The organism is Microbulbifer okhotskensis, assembly GCF_023895975.1.
Classification (GTDB): Bacteria; Pseudomonadota; Gammaproteobacteria; order Pseudomonadales; family Cellvibrionaceae; genus Microbulbifer; species Microbulbifer okhotskensis.
This window is the reverse complement of sequence record NZ_JALBWM010000132.1, coordinates 1-9325: the sequence shown is the minus strand read 5'-3', so window position 1 is coordinate 9325 and position 9325 is coordinate 1. Positions and strand designations below refer to the sequence as shown.

The following is a 9325-nucleotide window of genomic DNA, read 5'->3' as shown; positions in this document are numbered from 1 at the left end:
AGAAATACATCAGCCTATAAACCGTTTAGCTGACACAGAGTTTTGAACACCCTCCTATCGGAACTGCCCTGGCCTTTGAATTTTTAGTCTTTACATAATGGACTTGATCATTTCTCAACCTGTGGGCTATCAGTCCTTGAGCTTCCCCCCAGCGTGCGCCTGTGGATAAACAAATTTTTGCAATCACGAGAACATCTGGGTTTCTAGACTGTGCAAGCTCAGAAAGTAACCTATCTATCTCTTCAAGCTCCAGATAAATCAGCTCAGGTTCGTCTAGCTTTATCTTGGGAATACCCCTTAGTGGATTGTCCTGCTTCCAGTTTCGTAGCTTTATCAGAGTACCGAACATCGCTGATAAATAGGCGTGTTCATGGTTTACGGTGTTAGGGTTAACAGGCTTTCCAATATTGGAATCTTGTTGCAATCTGTCGTTGCGATAGCGCAACCAAGCTTCCCCAGTAACATTCATGCCCCGAGGGTTTCCTAGCCTTTCACATGTCCGTTCTAAGTTAACTTTACGGCGTGCACCATCTTTCAGTGTGTGTCCGTACAGTTCATACCAGTCATCAACGAGTTCAAGCAGCCTGCGATTATCTCGTGTAGGAGCTTGCCAGTTACCTTGATTGGCGACAGCTTTTTGTTCGACTTCAAATTTTTCAGCTTCCCTTTTCGTTTTAAAGGTTCGGCGAACTCTTTTACCGCCGCGGCCTTCTGGTTGTACATCTGCTTGCCATCCTTTTCGTACTTGCTTAATCGCCATCTACAAAGCCGCTAAAATTTATCACTTGATCTTATCGTGGATGAAATAACCGGAAGGAATTTGCCCTGCGGTAATTTTGGCCGCAGCAAGTTGACATAAAGCTTCTGGGCTATTTCTTAAGTCCTCTACAACTATGGCTCCCTCATATGTTATCCATGGCATGAACTCAGGGAACTTCTGACCGATCTTGGCAAATTCATCTTCTGCCATTCGGGCTTTTTGTTGTTCGACATTTCGCAGCCGTACCCATGGTATGTCTAGTAAATCGGAAAACTCGTCTCGCGTAAGTCCCATAAGCTCCCGCATTCCTTGCAGGCGTTGACCCGCTTTAAGTTTCATTCTTTCCATAACTCCTTTGATGCCCTCTCTATTTACACGTTCGCGCCTGTACCGACACGCCTTCTACGCCATAAAGCATAAAAAAACAACACGAAGTCCCCAAATATACCCCCGAATAACCTGAACGGGCTAATACAGGTCATTACGAGGGTAAATAGTGGACATTAAAGACCCACCTAAGTATTGAAAAGTTTGCTAGCGTCCAAATACTATGCCCTGACACATATAAAGAAATACTGTCATGGAGTACACAGTCAATGACCCACAACCATATTCAGACCGACCCTTCATACGTATCCACTGCATCCCCAGTCCTACTGGCTAGTCCTGTAATGACTCGTGAAAAATTCTCTGAATCATCCGGTTTGCGTGAAGGACAGATAAGGGGACAGATGCTTCGAGGCCATCTTCCTGTTTTCAATATTGGGCGCCTAGCAATGGTTAATGTTGCCTTACTCACCTGGAGTGAGATTCACCTAGTGCCCTGCCCAATCATGACCAAAGACGCATTTGCTAAAGCTTCAGGTCTTCGTGAACAGCAAGTGGAATCGCAACTTGATAAAGGAAATTTACCCCGTAGGGATGTGGGGCGGCTGGCCCTGGTTGATGTCGCTGAATTAGTTCGTCAGTGCATGGCGCAGCAAGACAGCAGCCGCAGTTACTAATATTTATTTGATTGGGATGACCATGGACTACAGCCAAATAAATAGCGAAGTGCTGCAAGCGCTGAAAAACGACCACAGTCTAAAGCTGAAGCAATCAGGGGTTGGTGATAAAGAGGTGCTGCGCGGCATTTGCCCAAGCTGCGAAAAGAAAACACTTTGGATCAAGGTCAATAAACCGATCACTTTGCGTTGTGACCGCGAGAAAGAGTGTCGATACGAGGAACGGGTGCGGGATCGCTACCCGGACCTTTTCGAAAACTTCTCCAAGCGCTTTCCATCAAGCGACGAAGACCCCAAAGCTACGGCGAGAGCCTACTTATCTATTCAGCGCGGGTTTCCCGCTGCTGATATTGAAGATTGGTTTGAGCAGGGGTTTTACAAATTGCCGGATGGCTCCTGGGCGGAGACAGTACGCTTCCTTCTATTTGGAGGTGAGAAAGATTACTGGGAACGTATTGTTGATAAACAACATGTAAAAAAGGCGGGTAAAAAAGCCCGCTTTAAAACCGGTACTAGCTATGCCGGAAAGCACTGGGCACCACCTGGGCAAAAAATCAAACCCATGGAAAAAGTCTTCATTGTTGAAGGTATTTTCCACTGTATCGCCATGCACCTTAAGGGCTACAAAGCCGTTTGTGCTTTCTCCTGTTCCAACTTGCCGAGAGAATTTATTAAGGAAAATAAAGGTCAGGGCATTATTTGGCACTTGGCCTATGATGATGAACCAGGTGCGCGCAGCCATGTAGCCAAATACTACAAAGAACTCAAAAAGCAAAATGAAACCGTAGAAGTTGCACAGACGGGTAGCAGCAAAGATTGGGACGATCTTTATAGAGAAGGTCGGCTTAATGATGAAACCATTGATAACTGTGTTTGGCGTGGTCGCGTTTTTGTGGCTGAAACGCCAAAGCGAAAAGCTTATGCACAGTATGGGTGGAAGCCATTTGGCAAAACCATCATTGAGCATAACGATAGATTACATTCTGTAAAATTCTCCCTGGAAGACTTTAACAAAGCCAGTGAGGGAGAACCCTACAAGTGGGGCTTCTCCTGGGATGCTTTTAACCAGGCAGCAAAAGTAGAGCAAATTTCTAACTGCGTTCCTAAGTTCCAGTACACGGAAATCGACCGGCTAACTAATGAGCGTCGCTACTTTTTTGCTATCAAGAAATCGGGCACCAAACGCAGCTATCTAGGCGCATTTACCCCCAATGCGTTATCCGACCCACGCGCCTTTGGTCTTGCTCTGCTTTCGCACACAGACGGCGGCAGCTTTGAGGGCGGGGCAGGTGATTTAAAAATTCTCAAGTCTCGTTGGCTAGACGGTGAAGTTAACCGGGTAACTACCTTGCCGCACATGGGATTTGATGAAAATACCCGCACTTATATCTTCCCTGGTTTCGGCTATCAGAATGGCAAATTAATTACAGCCAATGAGCACGGCTTTTTACAGCAGGGTGATACCGCCATTAAAACCACCCTGGAGGGAATGCCGGTTCATCAAAGCGATAAATTTGACGGAAGCTGGTGGCCGGATTTTGTAAAGGTATTTCACCTAAACGGTATCGCCGCTTTGGCTTACTTCACCGCCAGCTTGTTTGCCCGCCAGATCAAGGAAAGACACCAGGCGTTTCATATTCTGGAAATTACCGGTGATCCCGATGCTGGTAAATCCACCCTAATCCGTTTTATCTGGAAATTGCTGGGCCGGGACAACTACGAAGGTGTGGACCTGCTGAGTACCTCAACGTCCAGTTACGGGCGTAACTTGGGCAAGGTTAGTAACCTTCCGGTTGTGGTCATTGAGAGTGACCGAGAAACCAGCGGCGGCACAGGGGGGCGCCCTGCAAAGTCCTTTGAATGGGATATTTTCAAAAAGATCACGGATTTAGATGGCGTTATTGATTCAAGGGGGGTCAAGACCAACGACAATAAAACCCATGACCGTATTTTCCGTGGCTCTATGGTTATCAGCCAAAATGCTACGGTTCATGCATCAGCGGCAATGCTCTCACGTATTGTCCATCTTCACTGCACCACCGCCCACAAGCGCACGGAAAACCGCCCCCTGGCAGATCGCCTCAAACGCGAGCCGGTAGAAAACCTGGCGGGATATCTTCACCAGGTGCTTACCCATGAGACAGAGTGGCTATCTCACTTCTTTAACGCCTTTGAAAGCCACCGTGAAACCTTAACCGCTGATAAGAGTATTTCCCAAGGCCGGGTTATCGATTTCCATGCCCAGTTGATGGCAGCGGTAGAAGCCCTACAAGTCGTCCTGCCGGATTTTGATGCTTCTTTAATTAACCAGGTGCAAGAACACCTGGTGGAGCGCGCACGGGACCGCCAGCGCCGTTTAAACAAGGATCATCCGATCATTGAGCAGTTCTGGGACACCTATCACTTTCTTAACGATCAAGTGGTTTATGTCGAAGACGACCAAGGGAAACGGCACGTAAACACTGATCGCCTGAATCACAGCATCGATCCCGCCTTAATCGCCATCAACCTCAACGAGTACATGGAACTCTGCCGCAAGCGCGGCCAGGAGCTGATACCTGTGGCGGAACTTAAGCAGCTGTTCCCCACCAGCCAGCGCTATCCATTTGCAGGTTACAAGCGGATCAGGTCGAAGCGGGAGAAGAAGGCCAGCCCCTGGTGCTGGGTATTCAAAAGAACCGGCGGAAGTGGTCGCTGATTCTCCAGTTTGTATTTTTTTTGAGCCTGTTAGGCAGGGTGAAAAATAAGGGGGACACGGTGAGAAAACATAGAACAAAGCGAAACAAGAGATAAATAGATAAAAAACTCTATATATATCAATAAGTTAAATGGATATGCAGCATGGAACATTTTTGGAACATTGATGGAACAACACGGAACATGGCTTTGGTAACAAGTTACTAATCCGTCGCCAATATTGGTAACAGCCCAAAAGCCCGCAAGCCCAGTAATGGCGGGACCTCCAGCAAATCGGGAGGCGGTGTGTTCCATCTTGTTCCAAAAAAAATGGAACAAGGCAGCTCCTCTACAGGCCGCATAAAACCTAGCTTTAAAGGTGAATTGGGCGCCATGTTCCATTGTTCCGGGTTTTTTTACCCCCTCCGAGCATTTTTCAGCAAAGGGGGCGCCTGATGGTCAACGGATACCAAGACGCAGTGCCGGGCATCAGCGCCAGCATTACCGCTGCAACGGAAGCGGGCTGGGTTCCCCCTCTGATCGCCGAGGCCGCCGATTCCAGCAGCGAGGACCACCGCCGTAACTGCCTGGCCTGGTACCTGTTTCGCACAAAGACCCGGCCAGAAATCCTGGCCTGGCTGAATAAACAGAATTCACGATTTAAGGCTGATATGCGCGCTCGCCTCAACACCCTGCGGGGTGAGGTGCAGCAGATGCGCCAACAAGTACAGGAGGAGGGGTAAGTCATGGAACGCCAGCGCAGCCTGCGGCTAATCCAGGGGGAAATCACTGAAGCCCATGTGTTCAACGCCTACCAGCGTAACAGCTCAGTAAATACCGCCGTTACCTGGGAAGAGGTACTACACAGTCCCGCGCTGTTTCACTGCCTGGCATTGGAAGCGAAATATACCTACCGGGGACAACCGCCTCGGGAATTTACAAAAAGCAAAAAACAGGAAAACGCAATGCGACACACAACCGTACTCGATGCCGCGCAAGTGGCGCAGATAAAACTGGCTTTGATGCTTTGCCGAGAGCGTATCAATTGCCCCAATACCACCACGGTCAAACAGGGCGAAGCCAGTCAGGAATTACAAACCGCCCTGGATATATTCAGTACACACGATCAACGCAATGGAGAAATAAAGGGAGTTACCCATGTTTGAAATTAACATCGCTATGTCAGAAGACACCGCTCAAATTATCTATGCACTAAAGCAGCGTCGGGATTTGCTGATCCGTTTAATCAAGCATTCGGAAGAAATTGGAGCGACCCACCGCATAGACCCCTATGTCGATGAACTCAGTGAAATTGAAGTGAAGCTGATTTCATTTGGCGTCGAACTCCTATCAATGGGTAAGTATGTCGAAGAGAGTTCTGCATCCTACCAGTTGGCTAGTAAAACACTGGTTTTGCACTAAAGAAAAAAGGGGAATAAAAAATGACTGAATTATTTGCTGCCATTCGTGAAGACTCCAAATACTTTAACCAAAACCCTAAAGCTCTGCCTTTTCCTGTAAGTATTGCGAACACCACTGACGCCTACCGGGTAAAAGGAAATGGCGATCAATACCGGCTGGAAGATGTTTATCTCTTTGTGCAATCGGGACGCAACTTTCAACAAATTAATAAGGAAGTTACAAAGCCGGCCCCAAATTGTGGTGCCTGCCCTGGAGACGGGACAGTATGCAAAACGACCTGCCGGCACGAACTGGAAAGTCCAATCACAGACCTCTGAGGAACTTACAAAATGTTAATCGCAACCATCGAAAATCAAGATTATTTATTAAAAGATTCGAAAGACGCTGAAGCTTTGTTACGTGTCCTTCAGAGAGCTAAGAAACTTGAATCCATCCACCGGTTTGAATCTGGCATCCATTATTCAGAAAGTCAGGAATCTGTATCGGTAAAAATATCGATTAATACTAGAGAAATTTTATCTCAAGAGGATATGGACCTGCTTAAGATTAAGCGTGAACAGGAGATGCAAAAAAGAAGAGCTAAAAGGCTAGAGGAAAGCGGTGATAGGGAGGACACCCCGTGATTTTCTGGAAATATACAACCGGGCTTGCCGCGCTGATCTTTTGCGGCACTTCCGTTGTGTTCACGGTGGGGCTGTGGATTTCCATCCCTTCTGCGGAAGGACAGCCGCTAGTGTGGGGGCTGACTGCGGGTGGCATAGTGGCGGGGCTAACCGCCACCGCCCTGGAGCTGTGTAAATTCTCATTTGCCCCCCTGGGGCTGTGGCTAAGAAGTAAGGGACGCGCCATCGGTAATGTACTTCTAATGCTATGGCCATTCTTAGTGTTAATCAGTATTGCTGCCACCGTTGGTTTTTTAGAAAGCCATACGGCTGAACAGAAACAGTTAAACACAAGAAATAGCCTGGAGTATCAAACGATACAACAGCAGCTTTCCAGCCTTGAACAGCAGATTAACAATCTAAACGGAATCATTGCTACCGATGCCGCCAATAACTACCGCAAAAGAGCGATTAAAACGGCGGAACAGTTGGAAAATCTGGAGCAAAGAAGAAGTGAGGCTATGGCCCAGCTGAAAGCTATCCAGGGAAGCGGTTCTGACAGCGCCCAAGCGGCATTCTCAGGCTTGGCAGTACTAACCCATACGGACCCACAAAAACTACAGTACAGCGCCTTCCTGGCGCTGGCTGTAATCACCGATCTTGTCGGGCTTGTCGCTCTGCTGGCTTTCAACAGCGCTTTAACGGTGGTTAGTGATGATGCCGATAAGTCAGAGACATCAACAGAAGATCAACAATCAGACCCAAATGATTGTGAAATACCAACAGAGTCAGCAACGGCCTGTGACAGTGGCTTAAACGAGATACAAAAATCATTGGCGGAACGTATTGCCGCCGGGGAGTTTGGTCCAAATCCGGTACTGCGCAATATCAACCGTGAGGTGAAAGGCGGAAATAATGTGGTGCAGCCGATCTTTAAGTATCTGGAAAAGCAAGGTGTATTAAAACGTGAAGGGCGTGGCTTTGCACTGATTACAGATTAAGAGGAGAGTAGAAAGATTATGGATAACGCTATTACTTTGGAAATGCTGACAAAAAGATTGGGTACCATCTTACGAGAGCTGAGCGAATCAGAACAGCAAAATCAAATCTCTATCATGTTTTGGGGTGTACCTTTACCTTTAACCAAGGATAACTTTGAGATTGAGGATGACGGCACCTTTAGTTTCCACATAGACCATAAAAATATTCCTACAGATAAGAATTCAAAAGATATAGAGGGAGTTAAAGAATTCAATCGATTGTTAAAGGAAATCCACAAGGAAAAATTTGATCAAGAACTAGAAACTATGGGATTGAAACATCAGAATGAAATGATGGAAATAAGGATTCATCTTTTGGAGTGGCTGCTAAAAAGGGCAGTACAAGATGGAGTCTCCCCAGAAACGTCAAAACTGATTGACCACTGTGAACGTGAGCTTACGGAATGGCGGTATGGATTTGAAGGTAACAAGTTTAAGGCTATGAATGGCGGCCCCTATGTTCACTGGGATCATATTAAAAGTATTCTTGCTGCGGCCCCCAACACTTTAAACCATTAATAAAATTGCCAATGACAAGGGCTGACATGTTTTAGCCCTTACTTCTATCAATATCAGCCACCATTTTTAAGTGCTTCAAAACCAAGTCCCGATATTCTGGACTGAGCTTGGAAAAGGTCTCCACATAACTTTCACACTCCTTCCGCCTCTTCCGTTCCTCGCGCTGCTTCGGTTTTTCTATCTGAAATACCGAATCTATGGATACTTCCAATACTTCACACCATGCCGGCAACAATTCAGACGGTAATCTTTGTTTGCCAAGCTCAATCTGAGACAAGGTATCAGATCGAATATTCAGTTTCGCTGAAAGGTTGCGGGTCTCAATTCCTTTACTGATTCTTATTTCTCGTAATTTTCCTGCGATGATTGCCCTTTGCGCTGGGTAGTTGAATGGGCTGGGGTTGCTCAATTCCTATACACCTATGTGATCTGATAACCGGCCTCAGATAGTACAAATTATAGGCATAATTTGGATAATCCAAATTGAAAATCTCGCCAATTTGGATTATCCAAATTTAAATATGTAATGTTTGCAAAGCCCTTGTAGAGCTGATAAAAAGTTCCTGCATTTCTAGTTTTTTTAGAAATAATTACTCTTGAGGTTTAAGTGAAGGATTTACGCAACTATGTGTAGGAATGAGATTGGAAGCGACGCTATTAATTCAAAGGAACAGCTTCGGGAAAAGCTTTCTGAAGTTGATAAGCTGCTAGCGCTTGTACAGCACGTTACAGGTTCTGATGCAGCTGACCTTGGACAAGATTCGAAAAGCGGCCTCCATCTATTGTTGGATCATGTTCGAGATAGAGTGCACACGATTCAATAAGGAAGGTTACAAGGGTATTAAATAAGAAAGGCGCTATATGCGCCTTTTATTAAATGACGATCTGTACTTGTTTAATCAAGTGTTGACGTTCTGAGGGGGCCAAACTACGCAAATAATCTAAAGCTGCCTCCCTTGCCTGCAACTGGGATGCGGAAATAGTATGGCTATAGGTTAATTTTGCTACGAAATAATGCCGACAATCAGGATTGGTGCAGGTGCAGTAGAGGTCAACCACCTTGGGATCAATCTCATTTCGGCTATTGATTAATGCCTTATGTCCGCACGTCTCACATTTAACTCGCATTATCGAATCCCTCCCATCCGTGAGGGGAAATCTTATCACTTTATTATTCCTTGAGGGGTAGTAATTGTTCATTTCATGCAAGCTCTGGCTTGGTAAATCCAACTTGCCTACTTCTAGGAAGCCACTCATTCAACTGCAAAAAAACGTCCTGCATAGGCACAACCTCATTCTCAA

The 9325-nt window shown here is 46.3% G+C and carries 13 protein-coding genes; 9 read left to right on the top strand and 4 right to left on the bottom strand.

Annotation, left to right across the window (positions count from 1 at the left end):
* Positions 1-25 precede the first annotated feature (25 nt).
* Positions 26-760 carry a phage integrase gene (locus MO867_RS18955; RefSeq protein WP_252472063.1) on the bottom strand — a complete coding sequence of 245 codons (735 nt, stop codon included), beginning with the start codon at positions 758-760 and terminating at the stop codon, positions 26-28.
* 21 nt (positions 761-781) lie between these two features.
* The gene (locus tag MO867_RS18950; RefSeq protein WP_252472061.1) at positions 782-1099 is read right to left on the bottom strand and encodes a helix-turn-helix domain-containing protein; all 318 of its coding nucleotides are present in this window, start codon (positions 1097-1099) and stop codon (positions 782-784) included.
* A gap of 257 nt (positions 1100-1356) precedes the next feature.
* On the opposite strand from MO867_RS18950, the gene MO867_RS18945 reads away from it, so the two are divergent.
* The 9 genes from MO867_RS18945 to MO867_RS18905 all read left to right on the top strand — a co-directional run bounded on the left by MO867_RS18945 (position 1357) and on the right by MO867_RS18905 (position 8023).
* Positions 1357-1764: a hypothetical protein gene (locus MO867_RS18945; RefSeq protein WP_252472059.1), complete on the top strand. Its 408-nt coding sequence runs from the start codon at positions 1357-1359 to the stop codon at positions 1762-1764.
* A gap of 22 nt (positions 1765-1786) precedes the next feature.
* Positions 1787-4462: a toprim domain-containing protein gene (locus MO867_RS18940; protein ID WP_252472057.1), complete on the top strand. Its 2676-nt coding sequence runs from the start codon at positions 1787-1789 to the stop codon at positions 4460-4462.
* 433 nt (positions 4463-4895) lie between these two features.
* Positions 4896-5183 carry a hypothetical protein gene (locus MO867_RS18935; protein WP_252472055.1) on the top strand — a complete coding sequence of 96 codons (288 nt, stop codon included), beginning with the start codon at positions 4896-4898 and terminating at the stop codon, positions 5181-5183.
* A 3-nt stretch (positions 5184-5186) separates the two neighbouring features.
* Positions 5187-5606 carry a hypothetical protein gene (locus tag MO867_RS18930; protein WP_252472053.1) on the top strand — a complete coding sequence of 140 codons (420 nt, stop codon included), beginning with the start codon at positions 5187-5189 and terminating at the stop codon, positions 5604-5606.
* The gene (locus tag MO867_RS18925; RefSeq protein ID WP_252472051.1) at positions 5599-5862 is read left to right on the top strand and encodes a hypothetical protein; all 264 of its coding nucleotides are present in this window, start codon (positions 5599-5601) and stop codon (positions 5860-5862) included. Before MO867_RS18930 ends, MO867_RS18925 begins: the two co-directional genes overlap by 8 nt.
* A gap of 20 nt (positions 5863-5882) precedes the next feature.
* The gene (locus tag MO867_RS18920; RefSeq protein WP_252472049.1) at positions 5883-6179 is read left to right on the top strand and encodes a hypothetical protein; all 297 of its coding nucleotides are present in this window, start codon (positions 5883-5885) and stop codon (positions 6177-6179) included.
* Between the two features lie 12 nt (positions 6180-6191).
* The gene (locus MO867_RS18915; protein WP_252472047.1) at positions 6192-6485 is read left to right on the top strand and encodes a hypothetical protein; all 294 of its coding nucleotides are present in this window, start codon (positions 6192-6194) and stop codon (positions 6483-6485) included.
* Positions 6482-7465, top strand: a complete 984-nt coding sequence (locus MO867_RS18910) for a hypothetical protein (protein ID WP_252472045.1) — start codon at positions 6482-6484, stop codon at positions 7463-7465. Before MO867_RS18915 ends, MO867_RS18910 begins: the two co-directional genes overlap by 4 nt.
* An 18-nt stretch (positions 7466-7483) precedes the next feature.
* A complete protein-coding gene (locus tag MO867_RS18905) occupies positions 7484-8023 on the top strand; it encodes a hypothetical protein (protein ID WP_252472043.1) in 540 nt (179 codons plus the stop codon).
* A gap of 31 nt (positions 8024-8054) precedes the next feature.
* Here the strand turns inward: MO867_RS18905 and MO867_RS18900 are convergent, their stop codons facing one another.
* Together MO867_RS18900 and MO867_RS24110 are read right to left on the bottom strand one after the other, a co-directional pair.
* Positions 8055-8432, bottom strand: coding sequence for a helix-turn-helix domain-containing protein (locus MO867_RS18900; RefSeq protein ID WP_252472041.1), 378 nt, complete (start codon positions 8430-8432; stop codon positions 8055-8057).
* 464 nt (positions 8433-8896) lie between these two features.
* Positions 8897-9151 carry an ogr/Delta-like zinc finger family protein gene (locus tag MO867_RS24110; RefSeq protein WP_373565908.1) on the bottom strand — a complete coding sequence of 85 codons (255 nt, stop codon included), beginning with the start codon at positions 9149-9151 and terminating at the stop codon, positions 8897-8899.
* Positions 9152-9325 lie beyond the last annotated feature (174 nt).